This window comes from Ruegeria lacuscaerulensis (assembly GCF_013034685.1).
In the GTDB taxonomy this organism is placed as follows: domain Bacteria; phylum Pseudomonadota; class Alphaproteobacteria; order Rhodobacterales; family Rhodobacteraceae; genus Ruegeria; species Ruegeria lacuscaerulensis_B.
Window position 1 is genome coordinate 286,623 of sequence record NZ_WQGO01000002.1, and the last position, 19,593, is coordinate 306,215.

The 19,593-nt window shown below is 58.2% G+C and carries 20 protein-coding genes and 1 pseudogene; 7 read left to right on the plus strand and 14 right to left on the minus strand.

Features of this window, described 5'->3' with window-relative positions:
- Positions 1 to 335 precede the first annotated feature (335 nt).
- The 5 genes and pseudogenes from GOV80_RS05715 (at position 336) to GOV80_RS22310 (ending at position 4,950) form a co-directional block, all read left to right on the plus strand.
- Complete coding sequence (locus GOV80_RS05715) at positions 336 to 1,334, plus strand: TRAP transporter substrate-binding protein (RefSeq protein ID WP_170783207.1); 999 nt, start codon at positions 336 to 338, stop codon at positions 1,332 to 1,334.
- 43 nt (positions 1,335 to 1,377) lie between these two features.
- Positions 1,378 to 1,812: a TRAP transporter small permease gene (locus GOV80_RS05720; RefSeq protein WP_170783208.1), complete on the plus strand. Its 435-nt coding sequence runs from the start codon at positions 1,378 to 1,380 to the stop codon at positions 1,810 to 1,812.
- 1 nt (position 1,813) lies between these two features.
- The gene (locus tag GOV80_RS05725; protein WP_170783209.1) at positions 1,814 to 3,073 is read left to right on the plus strand and encodes a TRAP transporter large permease; all 1,260 of its coding nucleotides are present in this window, start codon (positions 1,814 to 1,816) and stop codon (positions 3,071 to 3,073) included.
- Positions 3,074 to 3,285: 212 nt separating this feature from the next.
- Positions 3,286 to 3,726 carry a hypothetical protein gene (locus GOV80_RS22240; RefSeq protein ID WP_214647961.1) on the plus strand — a complete coding sequence of 147 codons (441 nt, stop codon included), beginning with the start codon at positions 3,286 to 3,288 and terminating at the stop codon, positions 3,724 to 3,726.
- A 15-nt stretch (positions 3,727 to 3,741) separates the two neighbouring features.
- A pseudogene (locus GOV80_RS22310) lies at positions 3,742 to 4,950 on the plus strand (iron-containing alcohol dehydrogenase).
- 185 nt (positions 4,951 to 5,135) lie between these two features.
- Here the strand turns inward: GOV80_RS22310 and GOV80_RS05740 are convergent.
- The 9 genes from GOV80_RS05740 to GOV80_RS05780 form a co-directional block, all read right to left on the minus strand.
- The gene (locus tag GOV80_RS05740; RefSeq protein ID WP_170783212.1) at positions 5,136 to 5,513 is read right to left on the minus strand and encodes a nitrile hydratase accessory protein; all 378 of its coding nucleotides are present in this window, start codon (positions 5,511 to 5,513) and stop codon (positions 5,136 to 5,138) included.
- Positions 5,500 to 6,162 carry a nitrile hydratase subunit beta gene (gene nthB, locus GOV80_RS05745; protein WP_170783213.1) on the minus strand — a complete coding sequence of 221 codons (663 nt, stop codon included), beginning with the start codon at positions 6,160 to 6,162 and terminating at the stop codon, positions 5,500 to 5,502. The genes GOV80_RS05740 and nthB overlap by 14 nt, the downstream gene beginning before the upstream one ends.
- 9 nt (positions 6,163 to 6,171) lie before the next feature.
- The gene (nthA, locus tag GOV80_RS05750) at positions 6,172 to 6,759 is read right to left on the minus strand and encodes a nitrile hydratase subunit alpha (protein WP_170783214.1); all 588 of its coding nucleotides are present in this window, start codon (positions 6,757 to 6,759) and stop codon (positions 6,172 to 6,174) included.
- 7 nt (positions 6,760 to 6,766) lie between these two features.
- Complete coding sequence (locus GOV80_RS05755; protein ID WP_170755832.1) at positions 6,767 to 7,552, minus strand: ABC transporter permease; 786 nt, start codon at positions 7,550 to 7,552, stop codon at positions 6,767 to 6,769.
- Positions 7,549 to 8,388 (minus strand): ABC transporter permease, encoded by an 840-nt coding sequence (locus tag GOV80_RS05760; protein ID WP_170783215.1) that lies wholly within the window; start codon positions 8,386 to 8,388, stop codon positions 7,549 to 7,551. Before GOV80_RS05760 ends, GOV80_RS05755 begins: the two co-directional genes overlap by 4 nt.
- 10 nt (positions 8,389 to 8,398) lie before the next feature.
- A complete protein-coding gene (locus GOV80_RS05765; protein ID WP_170771725.1) occupies positions 8,399 to 9,457 on the minus strand; it encodes an ABC transporter ATP-binding protein in 1,059 nt (352 codons plus the stop codon).
- Positions 9,458 to 9,529: 72 nt separating this feature from the next.
- The gene (locus GOV80_RS05770; RefSeq protein WP_170771727.1) at positions 9,530 to 10,606 is read right to left on the minus strand and encodes an ABC transporter substrate-binding protein; all 1,077 of its coding nucleotides are present in this window, start codon (positions 10,604 to 10,606) and stop codon (positions 9,530 to 9,532) included.
- Between the two features lie 22 nt (positions 10,607 to 10,628).
- Positions 10,629 to 11,591: an agmatinase gene (gene speB, locus GOV80_RS05775; protein WP_170783216.1), complete on the minus strand. Its 963-nt coding sequence runs from the start codon at positions 11,589 to 11,591 to the stop codon at positions 10,629 to 10,631.
- Positions 11,592 to 11,684: 93 nt separating this feature from the next.
- Positions 11,685 to 12,563, minus strand: coding sequence for a LysR family transcriptional regulator (locus tag GOV80_RS05780; protein ID WP_170783217.1), 879 nt, complete (start codon positions 12,561 to 12,563; stop codon positions 11,685 to 11,687).
- Between the two features lie 159 nt (positions 12,564 to 12,722).
- On the opposite strand from GOV80_RS05780, the gene GOV80_RS05785 reads away from it, so the two are divergent.
- Both GOV80_RS05785 and GOV80_RS05790 read left to right on the plus strand, forming a co-directional pair.
- Positions 12,723 to 13,505, plus strand: a complete 783-nt coding sequence (locus GOV80_RS05785; protein ID WP_170783218.1) for a carbon-nitrogen hydrolase family protein — start codon at positions 12,723 to 12,725, stop codon at positions 13,503 to 13,505.
- Positions 13,506 to 13,520: 15 nt separating this feature from the next.
- On the plus strand, positions 13,521 to 15,179 hold the full coding sequence (locus tag GOV80_RS05790) for an amidohydrolase (RefSeq protein WP_170783219.1): 1,659 nt from the start codon (positions 13,521 to 13,523) through the stop codon (positions 15,177 to 15,179).
- On the opposite strand, the gene GOV80_RS05795 is transcribed toward GOV80_RS05790, so the two are convergent.
- The 5 genes from GOV80_RS05795 to GOV80_RS05815 are packed head-to-tail and all read right to left on the minus strand — an operon-like array spanning position 15,169 to position 19,592.
- Entirely contained in the window at positions 15,169 to 16,200 is a 1,032-nt protein-coding gene (locus GOV80_RS05795; RefSeq protein ID WP_170771737.1) for an alcohol dehydrogenase catalytic domain-containing protein, read from the minus strand. The genes GOV80_RS05790 and GOV80_RS05795 overlap by 11 nt on opposite strands.
- A complete protein-coding gene (locus GOV80_RS05800) occupies positions 16,197 to 16,931 on the minus strand; it encodes an MBL fold metallo-hydrolase (RefSeq protein WP_170783220.1) in 735 nt (244 codons plus the stop codon). The genes GOV80_RS05795 and GOV80_RS05800 overlap by 4 nt, the downstream gene beginning before the upstream one ends.
- Positions 16,931 to 17,980 (minus strand): ABC transporter ATP-binding protein, encoded by a 1,050-nt coding sequence (locus GOV80_RS22715; RefSeq protein ID WP_170783221.1) that lies wholly within the window; start codon positions 17,978 to 17,980, stop codon positions 16,931 to 16,933. Before GOV80_RS22715 ends, GOV80_RS05800 begins: the two co-directional genes overlap by 1 nt.
- The gene (locus GOV80_RS05810) at positions 17,977 to 18,750 is read right to left on the minus strand and encodes an ABC transporter permease (RefSeq protein WP_170755823.1); all 774 of its coding nucleotides are present in this window, start codon (positions 18,748 to 18,750) and stop codon (positions 17,977 to 17,979) included. Before GOV80_RS05810 ends, GOV80_RS22715 begins: the two co-directional genes overlap by 4 nt.
- Complete coding sequence (locus GOV80_RS05815; protein WP_170783222.1) at positions 18,747 to 19,592, minus strand: ABC transporter permease; 846 nt, start codon at positions 19,590 to 19,592, stop codon at positions 18,747 to 18,749. The genes GOV80_RS05810 and GOV80_RS05815 overlap by 4 nt, the downstream gene beginning before the upstream one ends.
- Between the last annotated feature and the right edge of the window lies 1 nt (position 19,593).

The window sequence follows — 19,593 nt, forward strand, 5'->3', positions numbered from 1 at the left end:
TTGGGGACAGGAGGGAGGTCCGTTTAAAAATCATGAACACCTTAGGACGTACTTAATCCAATGTAGGCCGGGCAAAGCCGGTGCTGCACAACAAGGCCATTCCCGCTCAGGTGAGCTGGAGCAAAAGCAATTCAGCGTGAAACACACATTTCCCAATTTTACCTAGCGTCAAAAAACGAGATGTCCGCTTAGGACAACTATCTGGCCAGTCGCGACATTTTTTGAAAAAGCCAAATCTTTCATTAACGGAATTGGAAACGCCGGCGTCGGCTTGACGCGGAAACCCCGGTGTCGGTGGAAGACAACCGCCGCGACCAATACGTGAGGAGGAAAATATGAAACTCAAATCTTTTGTCGCCGGAATTGCACTGGCAGCCAGCCTGACCAGTACCGCCTCTCAGGCAGAAACAGTATTGAAACTTGGAACCGTTGCGCCACTGTCATCGCCTTGGGGCCAATGGGCGCAGGGTGTTGCGGATCAGATCGCCGAGATGTCAGGTGGCGAACTGAAAATCGAAGTCATTGGCGATGCGCAGCTGGGCGACGAACAGACAATCCTGCGGCAAGGTATGAAGGGTCGTGTGGATCTGGTGATGGTGTCCAACATTCCATTGTCCCTGATTGGACAGGAACTGGATCTTGTGTCTTCGCCATTTCTCTATGACAGCACGGAACAGGGCAGCTGTGTCGCCTTCAATCATCTGAGCGAGATTTTGGGCCCAAGCCTGCAGGATTCGGGCCTTGAGCCGCTGACCTGGATGGAGGTTGGCAATTACCTGGTTTTCTCGCAGGAACCGGCCAGAACTCCTGATGCGTTGGAAGGTCAAAAAGTCCGCGTGGCTGCAACCACGGCGGATGAACTGTTTGCACGTAGACTTGGTGCGGTAGGTGTGCCGATGGGCACCTCTGACACGATCCCGGCCTTGCAGACCGGAAACGTCAAGGCGGCATTCCTACCCGGCGTGTTCGGCATCGCCATCGGGACCCACAAAGTGGCCCCTCATGTCACTGTCAGCAACCACACCCGTTTGATCGGCACCGTTGCTGTGTCGGGCCGGAGCTACAAGAAGCTGAGCGATCAAGAGAAAGAATGGCTGTCGGCTTTCACAGAGGGCGGCACCGGCCTGTCGGCCACGATCCTGGGTGCTGAAACCGCTCTGTTGGGTCAACTTGAAGGAGCTGGTGTTCCGGTTGCACACCTGACAGACGAAGAAGCCGCTGCTTGGCGCGCCGCATCCGATGGGCTGCGCGAGGAACTGGCTGAACAACTAGGCCCCAAAGCTGTTTCGATCCTTGAGCAGATCGAAGCCGCCAAGCAAGCCTGCGGGTCTTAATCCAATGGGTCTACTTCGGTTTCTGATGAGGATCGAAGCCATTATGGCAGCTTCAGCATATGCTGCCACAACCCTGCTTCTGCTGGCGGATGTGATCGCGCGCGAGTTTCTATCGCAAGCTCTGTGGGGCGCGCAGCAAACTGCGGTTCTGTGCAGCATTCTGGCGGCAATGGTCGGTCTGACCCTTGCCACCGGGCGCGGCGCCCATTTCCGACCCGAGTTTGCCGACGGCATCCTGAAATTCGCCTTTGTCGACCGGCTGGGTGATCTGATTTCGGGGATTTTGCTGCTCGTCTTCGCCTATTTCGCGGTCGAGTTCGTCATGGAATCGAAGGAATTCGCCGACCGTGTCCCGGTGGTCAACATCTTGCTCTGGCCGGTTCAGATCATTGTGCCATACGCGCTGGCGTCCTCGGCTTTGAAACATCTGATGTTTGCCTGGGACCCGATGGTGAAAACCGAACTGAGGAAGATCTGACATGGACGGCATCATTCTTCTGGGGATCGTCATCGCGATGCTGGCTCTGCGCCAGAACGTTGTGCTGATCCTGCTGATCGTCACGGCCTATATCCAGCTGGTCTGGGCCGGGGGAGACGTCCTTTATGTTATCGAGGACCTGTGGTCGTCGATGGACAATAAGGTTCTGCTGGCCATTCCCATGTATATCATTGCGGGAAAGCTGATGTCGCGCGGCTCGATTGCCCGTGACCTGATCGCCATGGTCCGCGCCGCGACCGACTGGATGCCAGGCGGTCTGGGCATGGCGTCGGTCCTGTCCTGCGCACTGTTTGCGGCTGTGTCCGGCTCCTCCGCTGCGACCTTGCTGGCCGTTGGTGTGGTGATGTACCCGGCCCTGAAAGAGGCAGGGTATTCCGAAAAATTCTCAATTGGGGCTGTCACTTCGGCGGGGACGCTGGGCATTCTGATCCCGCCGTCGATCCCGCTGATCATCTATGGCATCGTGACCGAGACCAATGTGGCCGACTTGTTTCTGGCCGGGATCATACCGGGTATTCTGCTGACCGCTATCTTCGCGCTGTATTCGATGGGCACAAACCTGAACAACGCGCGCGGGACGTTCTCGGTCAAGCGGCTGTGGGATGCTGTTCGTAAGGGCATCTTTGCACTGATGACCCCCGTGATCCTGCTCGGCGGGATTTACTCGGGCTATTTCTCACCAACCGAAGCTGCAGCCGTGGCCGTGGGCTACGCCATTCTCGTTGAACTCATCGTCTATCGCGAACTGTCATCCAAAGATTTCTTCGAAGAGTTTGTCTCGACCGCGGTAATGCTGGGTACTCTGTTCCCGATCGTCGCGGTCGCGCTTTCGCTGAAGTCAGTTCTGGCGATCGAGGGGGTTCCGGCGGCTTTTGCCGACTGGCTGCAAACCGTTTTCACCAGCAAGGTGACCTTCCTGTTGGCACTGAACGCAGCGCTGCTGCTGGTCGGCTGCCTGATCGATGTTGTTTCAGCCATTTTGCTGCTAGGTCCGGTTCTGCTGGCCGCTGCGGCGCATTTCGGGATCAACCCGGTTCAGCTGGGTATCATCATGATCATCAACCTGGAGATCGGCCTACTGACGCCGCCAATCGGGCTGAATCTTCTGGTCGCTTCAGGGGCATTCAAGAAACGGTTCGCAGAGGTAAGCCTGTCGGTCATCCCCTTCATCATCCTAATGTTGATCGCTTTGTTGCTTGTAACCTTCATTCCCGAATTGACGTTGTATTTCGTCTCGTAGACAGGTGTCACTATCAAAGGAATGCCCGACCCGCTGGCTGGGCGTTTTCCGTTTCTTACCGTCTGTTCACGTTTGAAACACAGTGAATCGCATGTCCGAAATTGATAGAAACTTGTCCCCTTAGAACATGTTTTCAAGCCCGACCAATCCCGATGTTAGTAGCACGTTTCAAGCCAGTGCTTGTCCCATTAAGTCGTGAGTGAGAGACCCCCATGTCTGTTCGGAACGTCGTTGCACTTGACCATGCAGGTCCCGATCTCCCTGCCGAGCTGCAGGCGACCTACCGGAATGTTCCTGCCTCGTCCCACGAGACCCACTCGGGCGGTGTCTGCATCAACGACGTTGTCACCCAAGTGAACGTTGATGACATACCCTTTGGCGGCGTCAGGTCATCTGGGGTGGGGTATTGTCACGGCAAAGAGAAAGGCCCGAGCTTCTCAAATGCCAATGATTTTGTCCGCGAAGGCAAATTGGACGGCAACACGTTCGTTGGCACATCTTGGGACAGCAAGATCTTCAAACTGCTCGTCAAGTTTCACCTGCGTCGGTTCAGAAACCCTGAACCCGCAGAATTGGCTCCGATCCTCTGCGCATCCCTTCGCTCTCTCCCCAACTGTGCAAAGGGTCGGGCCACCCTAAAAGCCAATTGCTAACGGAAGATGATTGTCATGCTTCACGCTCCTATTCGTATCGCATTGCGGGCGCTGTCCACGTTCTACACGCCGCAAAAACCACTAACGTTTTCAGGCCCGGATGCAGCCCGCAAACTGGCCGACTTGATGGTGGTGAACGGGCAGAGGCGTCCTTTGATCGTTACGGACAGCTTTCTGTTGCAAAACGGAATGCTGGATGACCTGATCACCTTTCTGAAGGGCCGGAGTTGTCACGTGACAACCTTCGACGGCATCATCCCGAACCCCACATTTGCCGTAGTTGAAGCGGGGCTGAAAGCCAGCCTCGACAATAAATGCGATGCCGTCTTTGCTGTGGGTGGCGGTTCAGCCATCGACGCTGCAAAGGTGATTGCGGCCGCAAGCACCAGTCGTAAGTCGGTGAAAAAGCTGACCGGCACTTTGAAAGTCGACGCGCCGCTGCTGCCGTTCTATGTGGTACCGACCACATCGGGCACCGGCTCCGAGGTGACAAACGCGGCGGTGATATCGGACACCGAAACGCACAAGAAAAAGTTCTTTGTTGATCCGAAATACATCCCGATTGCCGCCGCTTTTGACACCGGGTTGCTGAAATCTCTGCCAGCGCCCATGACTGCCGCCAACGGTATGGACGCATTGACCCACGCGATCGAGGCATATACCTCGCGCAATCGGTTTGACGACACCGACCGCGATGCGGCAATGGCGATCAAGCTGCTGTTTGAATATTTGCCGATTGCCTATGAAAATGGTCATGACGAACATGCGCGTGAGATGGTGGCGCTGGCATCGTTCCTGGCTGGCTTTTCCTTTACCAAGGCCAGCCTGGGGTATGTGCATGCAATCTCACATTAGATCAGTGCGCACTACAATACGCCCCATGGTTTGGCCAACGCGGTCATTCTGCCGCGTGTGTTGCGGTTCAACAAAAAGACCTGCGCCGCGCGGTTTGCTCAGCTGGAACAAATACTGACTGCCAGCGCTTCAAACGACACAGACCTGTTGGCCGAGCAGTTCATTTCCCGTGTCGATGCCCTAGCGGACCGCGTTGGAATTCCCGCCAGCCTGACCGACCTCCAATCAAAGGACTTCGGTGTAATTTCCAGCGATGCGCTGGCTGAAGCGCGCTCATCCTATGCTGTTCCGCGTGTCATGCGGCGGTCACAAGTCACCCGGGTTCTACAGTCCGTGCTGGCCGGAAACCGTGACCTGACATTCAGTTGAAACCAATAGCGAAAAGATTTTCACTGATACCCGTGGTGCAGGAGGGGCAGATTTCGGCGGAACCCGAAGCTGCGCTTTAGCCCGGCATCAGTGACTTTACCAACCGGTCTTTTGAGGCGGGTACCGAAATCGACCGGTTTACCCCAGTACCCTCGATATTGAGCAGGTGAGGTTGTCTTGGGGCCTTAGGATCCAGATTGCGCAGCTCTGATTTCTTTGACGGTTTCACGCACTACTGCAATCCTTTGGTCAATGTCTCGGGCACTCAACATCCCCTGACTTTCCAGCGTTTCTTCAATCGCCTGCAGCCAGCAATTGAAATAGAGGCCTTCCACCGCCGCGGCCGAAGTTGCATGTTTCTGCTTTTCGGTCTCTGTCACCAACGCTGCCAATCGGGATTGAAAAGTGGCCCAGGAAAAGTGCCCCTGTTGGACCAGAGCCACAACAAGGGCGAAGACCCTTGTCTGCCAGGGAGCCCTGAACAACGGGTTATCTTCGCTTAGCCCCGGAATAGAGCTGCGTAGCTGGGCTGCTGCCTGTTGATGCGCGTCAAGCGGGTTCAAGGTAGTTCTCCCAAAGATCCAGGCAGACACGACCCTTCGGGTCCGCGTCATTGCCCCATAGGTCGGTCGCCAAGAACTCAACACAGTAGCAATGCTGCGGGCTAGGTCCCTGCCCTACGGCCATGGTGTCGGCAAACTGGAAAACTCCGGCATTCAAGGTGATCTGTCCCACGTGGTTGCGCACATAGCGCGGCACCCGCGTATGGCCGGCGGGGCTATTGGCTAGAACGCGCACCGACTGGCCAACGGTAAAGCGTGGCGCGGCGGTGGTTGCGGGAAATGTCATCTCAGCCCCTGCTTTGGTGGCCGCCAGTATGTCAGCCGGGCCAACCGCTGGGTGGTCGACCAATGCAATGTCGAACCGTTTGCGGCCCGATGCGACTTCCTGCGGATCAACCAGACCTGCCGCCTGTACCAGCGCTGTGGCGGCCACGGTCCATTTTTCGAAGTAGTCCAGCCGCAAGTAGTCTTCCGGCGCGATACGTTCAATCGCGGCGCGGTGTTCATCGGCGCAGAAAGGTACGGACCACGCCAAAGCCTCTGTCAGGGCGAAAGCGCGCTTTTGCCAGTCGTGGTCAAACGCCCGGTCCTGTTCGCAGGGCACCGGGCCAAACCCGTGCATCCCGCCCATATCATGAATGCCGTCCATCCCCTGCCCCTAAACCAAAGCCGTGCCGATCATGCCGTTGCGGGTGACAAGATCAGCCAGTTCTTCGGTGGAAAGCCCTTCGGTCCCGTCGGGGCGGCGTGGCAGAACCAGATAGCGGATCTCGGCCGTACTGTCCCAAACCTTGATCTGCACCTCATCGGGCAGGCTGACACCAAATTCCGCCAGAACCGCACGGGGTTCGCGCACCACACGCGACCGGTAGGCGGGGCTTTTGTACCATGTGGGCGGCAGGCCCAAAACCGGCCACGGATAGCAGGAACACAAGGTGCAAACGATGACGTTGTGAACCGCATCCGTGTTTTCGACCACGCGGATATGTTCGCCCTGGAACCCGCTGAACCCCATCGCATTGATCGCCGCAGAACCGTCGCGCAGCAACCAGTCTTTGTACTCTGGGTCCGTCCACGCACGCGCCACCACAGCCGCGCCGTTGCGCGGGCCGGTTTCGCGCTCATAATATTCAACGATGCTGTCCAGCGTTTCGGGTTTGACCAGGCCTTTGGCCACCATCAACTCTTCCAACGCGCGCACGCGCAAGGCGGGGCCTTCTTCCAGAGGATCGTGATCATGGGGCATGGCTCGGTTACTCCATCGCGCCGAGAATACGAGCGAGGTTCGAGAACCGCGCGATCAGGGCAAAAATCACGATATTGATCACCATGAAGATCACCGCAATCGACGCAATAACCGGCGTGTACCCATAGCGCAGGGCGTTAAAAATCTTGATCGGCAGCGTCTCGACCGAGAAGCCCACGGTCATGAGCGCGATGATGTATTCATTCAGGCTGAGGACAAAGCAGAACGCAAACCCCGCAAAGGCAAAGGGGGCGGCAATCGGCAGGATCACCGTGCGGAAGACAACGGCGTTCGAGGCGCCCATGGTCTGGCTGGCCTCGATCAGCGCGTGATCGACGCTTTCCAACCCCAGTGAGATCGTGACCAAAGGCAGCGCCAGCAGGAAGACCGCATGGGCAATGATGACGTTGATCATCAACCCGTTCAGCCCAATCCCGGTGAAAAACAGCAGGAAGGCTAGCGCCATGATCACAGGCGGCAGGATGAACGGTGCCACCCCAAGCGCCAGCAGCGCCTTGGCATAGCGCAGGCCATAGCGCCACGCGAAATATGCCACCGGCATCGCGATCAGAACCGACAGACTGGCCGAGGCAAAGGCGATGAACAAAGAGTTTTTCAAAGCAGTGAACCAGTCATTCGCCACGAAAACCTCGGCATACCAGCGGAAGGAAAAGCCGCGCGGCGGGAAGGCCAGAAACTTTTTGGCGTTGAAAGACACGGCCGCGATCACAAGGATCGGTCCGATCAGATACAGCGCAAACAGCGCCAGATAGATACTGCGCAGCGCTCTCATGCCTTTTTCCCCGAGAATTTCGTGACCAGCCAGATCACCGTCGCGCTGAGAACCAGCAACACCACCGCCAGCGCTGAGGCAAAGGGCATATTGAAATTGAATATCGCCTGATCCGTAATCAGCACTGACAGCGTCCAATGTTCGGGCTTGCCCAGAACCTGCGGCACGATGATGGCCCCCAGCGTCAGCACAAATACCGTGACCCCGCCCGAGATGATCGCAGGCCGCGTAACGGGAATGATCACCGTGAAAAACGTCCGCAAAGGCGAGGCCCCCAACGTGCGCGATGCCTCGATCAAGCTTTTGTCCAACCGGCTGAGCGCGGGAAACAGCAGCAGGACCGAAAACGGCACGGTCAGATAGACCAGCGCGGCCACCACTGCGCCTGCAGAGGGGGTCATGGCAAAGCTTTTCTCAATCACGCCAAACCAGACAAGGATATTGGCCACGCCTGCGGTGCGGGACAGCAGAATTTGCCAGCTGAAGGCGATCAGCACCTCGGACAGCGACAGCTGCGCCAGAATGTAGATCAGCCAGAATGTCTGCGTGCGCGGCGGGAACGTGGTCAGGAAATATGTGAAGGGGTATGCGATCAGCAGGCTCAGCACCGCGATCAGCGCGCACAGACCTGCAGAGAACAGCGCCCGTTCGATGTAGAACCACGTCAGGAAGCGTTCAAAATGCTGCAGGTCAAAGCCGGTGGCATAGCCTCCGTCATCGGTTGGCGTGGACACGCTGGTCAGCAAGATCAGGACGAAAGGGATCACAAAAAACGCCCCGATCATCACCGAGGACGGGATCAGCCCGATATAGCGGGAAAGCGCGCTTTTCTGCATCCCGCCCCTCCTAAACCGCCAGAACGCTGCAGGCCGCAGCAGGCATTTCTACATGGACCTGATCGCCCACTTTCACATTGGGCCAGTCCTTTGGCGTCAGGACCGAAATCACCTCGTGCCCGGCGCAATCCACCAAAATCTCGATCGTGGCGCCGATATCGCGCACGAATGTCACTGTGCCGGTGACCGAATTGGCCACATCCACATCTGAGGGGTGATGCACGAACACCTCTTCCGGGCGGGTCATCAGAAGAACGTCATCGCCTTGGGCAAAATGACCTGTGTTGCCGCCCACGTTCAGAGCGGCCCCGTTCACATGCACGCTGTCAGGCCCTGACATCTTGGCAGGCAGCAGGTTGCTGGTGCCGATGAACCCGGCCACGAATTTGTCGACCGGGGTCTTGTAGATCTCCATCGGCGTACCGGTCTGCAGCACCTGCGCCTTGCCCATGACCACGATCTGATCGGCCATCGTCATCGCCTCGGTCTGGTCATGGGTGACGACGACGGTAGTGATCCCTAGCTCTTGCTGCAGCTTGCGCAGCTCGATCTGCATGACCTCGCGCAGATTGGCATCCAGCGCTGACATCGGCTCATCCAGCAGGAACACCTGCGGGTTCAGTGCCAAGGCGCGCGCGATAGCCACGCGCTGACGTTGACCCCCCGACAATTGCGAGATCTTGCGATCCTCAAGCCCCGGAAGGTGAACCATATCCAGCAACTGCCGCGCGCGGTCTTCGCATTCCGACCGGGAATGACCCCGAATGCGCATCGCATAGCTGATGTTTTCGCCCACATTCAGATGCGGAAACAGCGCAAAAGACTGAAATACCATGCCGATATTGCGCTGATGTACGGGCACGCCGGTCAGGTCCTGATCCTCGAACCGGATCGTGCCTTGCGTGGGTTCGTCCAGCCCGGCGATCATCCGCAGCAGAGTGGTCTTGCCACAGCCAGACGGGCCCAGAAAACAGATCATCTCGCCGGTATTGAACTGAAGGTTCACATCTTTGACGGCCGTCACGGTGCCGAATTTCTTGGTGACGTTTTCGATGCTTAAACCGGGCATAAGGGTCTATTCTTTCAACAAAGGAAGCGGCCCGCCCCACCTGCGCGGGACGGGCCAGTGTCGTGAGTGGTGTTATCCCGCGATCATCTGATTCCAGGTGTCGGAAATCCAGTCCGCGTGATCCTTGTAAATGTCATAGCGCGGCACGATCGGCGCTTTGGGGCTGCTGACGGCCGCCAGTTCTTCTTCGGTCAAATCCGTCAGCGCAGGGTCGACAACCGGCGCGGTGCCCACGTTGCGCGACAACAGGGCCTGCGTTTCGGCCGCCGAGATAAAGTTGATGAACTCGTGAATCTCATCCACCGGTTGGGCGTGTTCGGGCACGATCCAATAGCCCGAATCCACAACCGCGCCTTCTTTCGGGAAGGTCGAGACCACCGGGAAACCTTCGGCAGCGGCAAGACCCGCCACGTCGTGATAGTACTGGCCCATCGGAATCTCACCATCCTGCAGCGCCTGCTGGAACGCGCCTTCGTCTTTGTACCAAAGCCGTACATTTGGGACGAGTTCAGACAGCTTGTCGAACACCTGCTGGATACCGTCCTTGGTGTCCAGAATATCCGTACCACCAAAGAAAGTGGCCGCCGTCACTTCGAGCATATGCGAGTTCGACGCGAGGCCCAGCAGACCGATCTGATCCTTGTAGGTTTCATCCCACAGCGCGGCCCAGCTATCCGGCGCGTCAGGGATTTCGTCTGAATTGGTGCACAGAGTGATATACCACGACACCGCGCCGACGCCGTACAGGGTACCGTCGTCATAGCGGTCCTTGAACCTGTCAGGCATGTTCGACAGGTTCGGGATTTTGGAGTCGTCCAGCGCCTTGAACACTTTCTGATCCGCCCCGTGGCTGCGCGGGATACCCGCCATCAGCGACACATCCGCAGGGGCGGTTTTGGCGCGGGCAGCGTTCTTGATCTGCACCAGCCATGTCTCGCCGGTAGGTACGGCCACCGAGTTCACCTCGATCCCGGTGGCCTTGGTGAATTCGGGGAAGATGAACTGCTTGAAGCTGTCTTCAAAGAACCCGCCATAGGTTCCAACCTTAAGTGACTGGGCGGCTTGCACGATGGCGGGTGCGGCCAGCGCGGCAGCCCCGGTTGCGGCAGCGGTACCTAAAAATCGGCGGCGTGAAAGGGTGGTTGGCATTGTGATCTCCTGTTGGTTTTGTTCAGTTGGCCCGGTTCTTGGGCAGGACGCAAAGCATTTCATAGGCCAAGTTGGCCCCGATCAGCGCAGTGCAGCCGCTGACATCATATTGCGGCGAGACCTCGACCAGATCGGTTCCGACAAGGTTCAGCCCGGCACAACCGCGCACGATTTCGAGCGCCTGAATATTGGTCAGCCCGCCCATTTCGACCGTCCCGGTTCCGGGCGCATAGGCCGGGTCCAGACTGTCGATATCAAAGGTCAGGTAGGTCGGCACATCCCCGATCCGCGCGCGGATATCCTGCATTAGGGGGGTCAGGGATTTGTGCCAGCACTCCTCGGCCTGAATGACAGTAAAGCCCTGATTGCGGCCCCAGTCAAAATCGTCAGGCGCATAACCCGTCCCGCGCAGGCCAATCTGGAACACCTTGTCATTCTGCAGCAGCCCATCTTCGACCGCACGGCGGAATGGAGTGCCATGGGCAATTTTTTCGCCAAACATTTCGTCATTCGTATCTGAATGCGCGTCCACATGGATCAAGGCTACTGGGCCATGTTTGCGGGCGATCGCGCGCAGCACCGGGTAGGTCAGCGTGTGATCTCCGCCCAGTGTGACCGGAACGACATCGTGGCTGAGAATCTGATCATAGGCGCCGGTGATTATGTCCATGGTTTTCTTCAGATCAAACGTGTTGATCGCCACATCGCCAATATCGGCAACCTGCATGTTGGCAAAAGGAGCCGCGCCCGTGGCCATGTTGAAGGGCCGCAACATGCAGCTTTCGGCCCGGATCGCACGTGGCCCGTGACGCGTACCCGTCCGGTTCGAGGTGCCGATATCCATCGGAATACCCACGAAACAAGCGTCCAGCCCGGCGGCGGTTTCCTGCGCTGGCAGGCGCATCATTGTCGTGCCGCCTCCGAAACGGGGCATGTCGTTGCCACCCAAAGGCTGATTGTATCGCGGCGCGGTCGTGTCTGGCATTGAGGGTCCTGCGGCTGAAGTCATACAAGGGTCTCTTGGACCGTACGCCGCCCAATTGGGTCAAAAAATAGCGTTCCACAAACTCTTACATTTTCATTTTGCAATGTAATCCCCTTGGTACATCTGCCGAAGGATCTGGATGAATAGCGTGTTTACCTTGGGTGCCGCACCGGATCGCGTGACAATCTGCATGTCGCAAGAGTAGTCGCGGCTGCTGTTGGGCAAGCGCCGCAACCGCCCCCGACCTTCCCAGTCAGCGGCCAGATGCAGCGGCAATAACCCGATATAGGCCCCGCTGAGGATCAGGATCAGTTGCGCTTCAATTTCTTGTACAAAAAGGTCTCGATCCGAGGAATGCTGGGTCTTTTGCCTTTGCTGATTCCAATACCCGCGATGAACCCAAGCGTGCTGAGAAATGGTATCGTCACCAAGGGCGTCCGCGGGTGCCGAGAACAACGGATGGGTGTCCGAGCAATAAAGCGCATGATGTTCGCAATACAGATCGGTTATATGCAAGCCATTGCTCACATTATCAAAACTTCCGAATCCGATATGGTACGTACCGTCCAATACGCCTTGCTGAATATCTTGCGGCTCGGAAATCGCAAGGTCGATGCGCACGGCGGGAGCGGCCTCGGTGAACTGCTTGATTGCTTGGGGCAGTTTGAATGCCTCATCGGTTGTGGTGGCGTCCACGACGGCCAGTTTCAGCCGTCCTACCAGGTTGCCCTTTAACTCGGCCAGATGGGTCGAGTGCTGATCCAGAGAGTCCATCAGCGCAAGACCGATCTGATGCACCATCCGCCCTTTTTCAGTCAGCAAAAACCCGCGCCGTCCACGCTGGCACAGACGCACGCCCAGACGTTCCTCGAGCGCGGTGATGTGGTTCGAGATCGTGGGCTGGCTAAGGCCCAGCTCAACCTGAGCCGCCGAAAATCCCCGGTTCCGAACAACACTGTCAAAAACAGTCAAAAGATGGATATCTGAGCCTGTGATTTTCATCCTTGCATTGAGCCAGAGAAATGTATCGTTTTGCAACGCACTATTTGCAAATTCTAGCGTGCTGAATACCGTCACAGCTGCAGGCGCTGAAAATTTGATCGAACTGCGCCGGAACAAGGGACGCGTGACATGAAGATCGCCGCATATCAGATGCAAGCCGAAGGCAGCACCGAGGATCGGCTGACCCAAATCGAACAAGCCTTGCACGCTTCGGAAGCAGACCTGTTGGTTGCGCCTGAATTGGCCATCACCGGATACGGGCGCGGCGCGATCTTACGTGATCTGGCGCAACCGAAGGATGGGCCATGGGTGCAACGGTTGACCCAAGCCGTACGGGACAGCGGCGTCAGCCTAGTCGCCGGTTTCCCAGAGGCCGAGGGCGACGCCCGCTATATCAGCGCCATGATCATCGACAGTGATGACTCTGATAGTCCGCTGATCTATCGCAAAAACTGTCTGTATGGCCCCTATGAAAAAGGTATCTTCCAGACGCCCGAGCGGTCCTTGGTGATGACCACAATGGCCGGTCTAACCCTTGGTTTTCTGATTTGCTACGATATCGAATTTCCTGAAAACGTGCGTCGGTTAGCGCATGCCGGGGCACAGGTTATCATTGTGCCGACCGCGATGGCCAAAGGCCCCGCTGGAGCGTTCATTACGCAACAGGTTGTGCCGGTACGCGCCTTCGAAAACCAGGTCTTTGTCGTCTATGCCAACCACGCGGGCTCTGACGAAAGCTATGCCTATCAGGGCATGTCCTCGATCGTGGCCCCGGACGGTCAGCAGTTGGGTTTTGCTGGGGAAGGCGGGCAGGTGATCTCGGCCTCGATTGATCCAGATGCCTATGCCCAATCGCGCGACGAGAACCCCTATTTGTCAGACACCGTGGCACTGAATCTAGCCCACCCTTAGTCGAAAGCCGCGCGCATGACCTCTTCGCTTGCAATCGTGAATGCCGATCTGCGCACGATGGAGCCCGGTGGCCCGCGACAGCAGGCGATATTCGTGTCGGGGGATCGGGTCGCAGCGGTTGGATCAACGGAAGAGATCAAGGCATTATGTACCGTCGACACTCGGGTCGTCGACGCCGAGGGCGCAACGGTTCTGCCGGGCTTTGTCGAAAGCCATATGCATCTGTTTTTCGGCGCCTATTCCCTGAAGGTATTGCGGCTTGAGGCGATCACGGGCACTGCAGCACTGACCCGCGCCATTCAGGAATTTGCCGCACAAAACCCTGATGACAACTTGCTTGTGGCACAGGGTCTGGCCTATGCGAGTTTTGACGGTGGCCAAAATCCGGACCGGCATATTCTTGACGCGATATGCCCCGATCGCCCGCTGTTGCTGCAAAGCGCGGATTTTCACAACGGCTGGGCAAATACCGCGGCGCTACAGGCTGCTGATGTGCTACGGGGGCGCGATCTGGGACCGGGTTCGCATATTGAATTGGACCCGGACGGGATCGCCACTGGCACGCTGATTGAGCCTCCGGCCGTTGCCACGATACAGGCGCTTGGCCGCCATGGTGGGCGCGAGGTTCTGGGGCTGGAGGGGGTCGAACCGGCCCAAGAAGTGACGCAAGCTCAGCGCGAGACCGACAAGGCATTGATGCGCGAAGGGCTGCAATACTGCGCCCAGCACGGTATCACGACGATCATCAATATGGACGGCAACCTTTATCAGGCCAGTCTTCTACAAGAGATCGAGGCCGAGGGCGATCTGTGTTGCCGGCTTGAGCTGCCCTATCACTTCACGCCCGGCGAACCCGTCGAAAACATCAAGATTGCCGAGCAGATGCGGCGTAAGCTGGACAGCCCGATGCTGTGGTGCAACCGGGTCAAATTTTTCATGGACGGCACGCTGGATGCGCACACCGGATACCGGGTGCGGGACTACCCCGATACACCCGGCCACAAAAGTGCGCCGCTGCATGACCCGGCCCGATTTTCCGATCTGGCGGTGGAACTGGACAAGCGCGGGTTCCAGATCGCGGTTCATGCCATTGGGGATGGGGCCGTACGCGCGGTGTTGGATGGTTATGAGGCCGCCCGCTCTGCCAACGGCCCGCAGGGCAATCGGCACCGGATAGAACATATCGAGTTGCTAGACCCTGCAGACCGGCCCCGCTTTGCCGCGCTTGATGTGGTCGCCTCGTTCATGCCGCCGCATCCGCCGGGGTGCGGGGATTTCCCGCTGGAGCCTCTGGCCTCGATCATCGGCAGGGACCAATGGCCCGACGCCTATACGTGGCGGACTCTTAAAGAGACGGGCGCGCGTGTCTGTTTTTCAAGCGATTGGCCGATTGCAGCCCTGCCACCTTTGACCGGGATCGACATCGCCTTGACCCGGCAGGTCTGGGACGCCGATCAAAAGGACGAGCGTCTGAGTTTTGAAGACACCCTTGCCGCCTATACCAGCGAAGGGGCCTATGCCTGCCGCCGCGATGATCATTTTGGGCGTCTGGCGCCCGGCTTGCTGGCTGATATAGTGGTGCTGGACCGGATGCTAACGGACAGCAACGCAGGCGACACTGCCATTGCGGCAACGATCTGCAACGGGGTCGTGACATACTTGGCTACAGACTGAAATCCACGCACAAACGGCCGGCTACATCCCCCGCTTGCAGCCGATCCAGCGCATGGTTTACCTGATCCAACGGTACAGTTTCAACATTCACTGCCAAAGGGTTTTGCGCCGCAAAGTTCAGAAAGTCCAACAAATCCTGCCGTGTCCCAACAGAGGAACCGTAAACCCTGTGCCCCCCGTCGATCAGCCACAGCATCGACAGATCAACCGGATCATCCACTAGAGCCACAGCCACAATATCGCTCAGCGGGTTCACAGCGTCCTTGATTGTCTGCCAGACCCGAGGGGTTGGCGCAAAGTTCAGCGTCACATCGGCACCTCCGGCCTGCCGTACAGCCGCGCCTGCTTCGGGACCGGCAAGGATACCCAAGTCCGCCCCCAGGTTTTGCGCCGTCTGCAACTTGGCAGGGTCCTGATCCACGACGATCACCCGCGCGCCACGGGCTTTGGCGATCAGGACAGCGTATTGCCCCAAACCCCCTGCCCCGATGATCAGAACATTTTGGCCTGCCTCAAGCTTGGAGCGTTTCAGCGCGCTCCATGCAGTAAGCCCTGCGCACAGCAGCGGTGCGCCTGTGATGGGGTCGATCTGATCGGGGATTTCGCAGGCAAAGCGGGCCTCAAGCACCGCATATTCTGCAAAAGCCCCATCCTGTTCAACGCCCCGCGCTTGTTGCGTTGGGCAATAGTTCTCAAGCCCGGATCGGCAAGGTTTGCAGGCAAGGCAGGTGTCGTAAAGCCATGGCAACCCGACACGCGCGCCAATAGTCGGAGCCTTGAAAGTACCTGCACCCACAGCCACAACGCGCCCTATCCCTTCATGCCCAAACACTCTGGGATAAGCGTCGTTGGGTAACGTTTCATCACGCAGATGCAGATCGCTGTGGCAAATCCCACAGCTTTCCAGTTTGACCAGAACCTGACCCTGACCTGCTATGGGCACTGGTACCTCGGTCACGACCAGCGGCGCACCCGGCCCCGTACTGATCGCCGCTTTCATCCTGGTGGGCAGGCCAGTCATGGCGCCGTGTTCTTTCCTTCCAACCACGCGCGAATGATTGCGCGGTGGCGATCCCGGCCATAGCTGGGAAAGTGACCCCCATGCACGGTTTCCACCGGCAAATCATACAAGCGCACCATCGAGCGGTAATAGTCCTGAGCATTGCTGTGATAGGTGTCTTCGATCAACTCGCCATCATAGACAATATCGCCCGAGAACAGGATGCCCGTCGCGGCCTCCCACAAGGCAATTCCGCCCGGTGAATGACCCGGTGTATGGATCACCTCGAAGTGCCTGTCCCCAAGATCGACAATATCGCCATCGTCCAGCAGCCGCGTCGCCTGCGCGCCGCTGACCGCATACGTGTCGGATCGGTAGGGCAAGGGCGGAAGACTGTCGAAAATCTCGTCCGTCACATAAGGATCGGCCAGCGTCGCCACGCGCGTCGGGTTGGCCAGAATATCGGCTTCGGCCCTGTGGACCGCGCGGTCCTCAAACTCATGATGACAACCGATATGGTCGAAATGGGTGTGGCTTGCAACCGCCGTCAACGCACGTTCGGTCACCAGAGGCACCCATTTTCGCAGCGACACAACGCCCATGCCGCTGTCGACCAGCATATCGCGGTCGCGCCCACGTACATGCCACATGTTGCAGCGATAGAAAGGCGTGATGAAAGGCTCATCGATCAGGGTAACGTCTTCACCTTTGCGGGTTGTGCGGTACCAATCCTGCGGTTGCGCGCGTTGCATCAGGGGGTCTCCGGTTCGAACAGGCGAAAATTCTCGACATCTGCGGACACCGATACCACATCGCCCTGCGCCCAAGGGCGGTCAGGGGCCAGATAGGCCGTCAGGCTCAGGTCCGGGGCACAGGCCGGCGACAGGTGCGCCCGGCAATAGGTTCCGAAAAACGCCGCCGCAGTCACCGTGGCCTGCCCCATCGGGAACGAGCCTTGATCGTCGGCGCGGATATCCTCGGGGCGCAAACAGATTGCGGCTTTGGCCGAGGCCGGGGCGTTCTGGGCCGGCAAAAGTCCAAACGGTGTTTCTACACCCGCCCCGGATTTCACACCTGAAATGTGGTTATTTTCGCCCATGAAATCCGCCGTGAACAGGGTTGCCGGATAGCGGTAGACCCGGTCCGGGGTACCGTGATCTTCGATCCGGCCCCGGCTCATGACCACGATCCGGTCGGCAATCGCCATTGCTTCCTCCTGATCATGGGTGACGTGGACAAAGGTTGTGCCGATCTGTTGCTGAATGCTTTTCAACTCATCCTGCATGGATCGCCGCAGCTTGAGGTCCAGCGCGCCCAGCGGTTCGTCCAGCAGCAGAACGTCCGGATTGACCGCCAGGGCCCGCGCTAGGGCGACGCGCTGTCGCTGCCCACCGGACAAGGCATGAGGACGTTTGAGCGCCACATCCTTCAGACCAACCAGATCCAGCATCTGTTCGGCGCGTGCGTGGCGGTCTTTCCGACCCATACCGCTCATACGCAGGCCAAAGCCAACATTGTCGCGCAAGGACATGTGCGGAAACAGGGCATAATCCTGAAACACCGTGGTCGTGGGACGTTTGACCGGCGCTACACGGGTCATGTCCTGACCGCCGATCAGGACGCGGCCCTGGGTAGGCTCAAGAAACCCCCCTAGGATCGACAAAAGAGTGGTCTTACCGCAGCCGGACGGGCCCAGCAAAGTCACGTATTCACCGGCCTCGATCTGCAGGTCGATCCCGGACAGCGCCTGAAACTGACCGAACCAGTGATTGAGACCCGAAAACGTGACAGACGCGGTCATTGGCGGCCTTTCCGAAAGATGGTGAGTTCCAGCAGCAGCACAACCGCAACTGAAATCAAGAAGACAAAGCTGCCGATTGCGTTCAGTTGCGGCGACAGGCCCGACCTGAGCAGCGACCAGATTTCAACCGGCAAGGTGACGTCAAAACGGGTCAGAAGGAAGGAGATAATAAACTCATCCCAGCTCAGTGTGACCGACAAGAAAAAGGCTGCCGCAATCGAGGGCAGTAACATCGGTATTGTCACCAACACGATCACCTTGGGCTCGGACGCGCCCAGATCACGGGCGGCGCGTTCGGCGTTTTGCTGTTGCGCTCCCATCGAGGCATAGATGATGGCGAAAGCCAGCGGCAAGTTGATGACCACATGCCCGATGGCTGCGGTCCAAAGCGAAACGCCAAAGCCCGAGCGCGTCAGAACGATCAGCAGGCCCAGCCCGACGATCAGGTAGCTGACCGTCAGGGGGGCGATCAGCAGTCCTCGGATCAGGGCCGATCCCGGCAGAACGTGCCGCGCAAGCCCGTATGCCGCCAGAAACCCAAGCGCCACGGCAACCGCAGACGACCCGAACGCGACAAGGATCGAATTGCGCAGCGCTGCCATCAAATCCTCGTCCCCAAGAATGGTCTGGTACCATTGCAGGGACGGCCCGTTGAACGGTGGCACAGGCAGCGATCCTTCCTGAAACGAGAACAGGACCAGCACGCCCACCGGAAGGTAGATAAAGACAAAAGCGGCGATCAGGTACGCCCAGGGCAGAAAGCGCATCATAACCGGTCAAGCCTTAACCAGCGGGCTGACAGCAGATAGGCCAGCGCGACGATGCTCATCAAGACAATGGCCAGCGCCGAAGCCAGCGGGAAATCCGCACGCCGTCCCAGTTGCACCATGATGACCTGTGGCACGGTCAGTTCGGTGTTGCCGCCCAGAATCTGCGGCGTGACGTAGTCGCCGATACACAGGACAAAGGTCAAGAATGCTCCGGTGACGATACCGGGCAGAGTCAACGGCAAGATCACGTGCCGGAAGGTTTGAAACGCGTTAGCGCCGAGGTCCATTGCCGCCCGGCGATAGTTCGGGGACAGCTGGATCAGGTTGGCATAGATCGTCAGGGTCAGAAGCATCACAAAGAAATGCACAAAGCCCGTCACCGTCGCAAAGCGCGTATTGGCCAGCGTGATCGGCTCGGCGATGGCTCCGATCCACATCAGCGTTTCGTTCACCACACCCTCACGCGCCAGTACCAGCAGCCACGCATAAGATCGCACCACGTAAGATGTCCAGAACGGCAGGATCGCCAGCAGCAAGGCCAATCGCTGCCAGCGCGGTGACACACGAAAGGCAATGATCCAGGCCAGCGGATAAGCCAGCACGACCGAGATCACCGTCACCGTCAGTGTGATTTCCAGCGAAACCAGGATCGCCCGCCATAGATATTTCTTTTCAAGCAGCTCGGCGTAGTTGGCCAGTGACAGATCCCAAACAAGCGTTCGCCCTTCAAGCGAAGCAAGGCTCATCGCGCCCATCACAACGAAAGGCACGATGAAAAAGGCGATGGTCCACAGCAGGGCCGGGGTTACAAAGCCCCAGCCGCGGACCTGGTCCTTGGACATG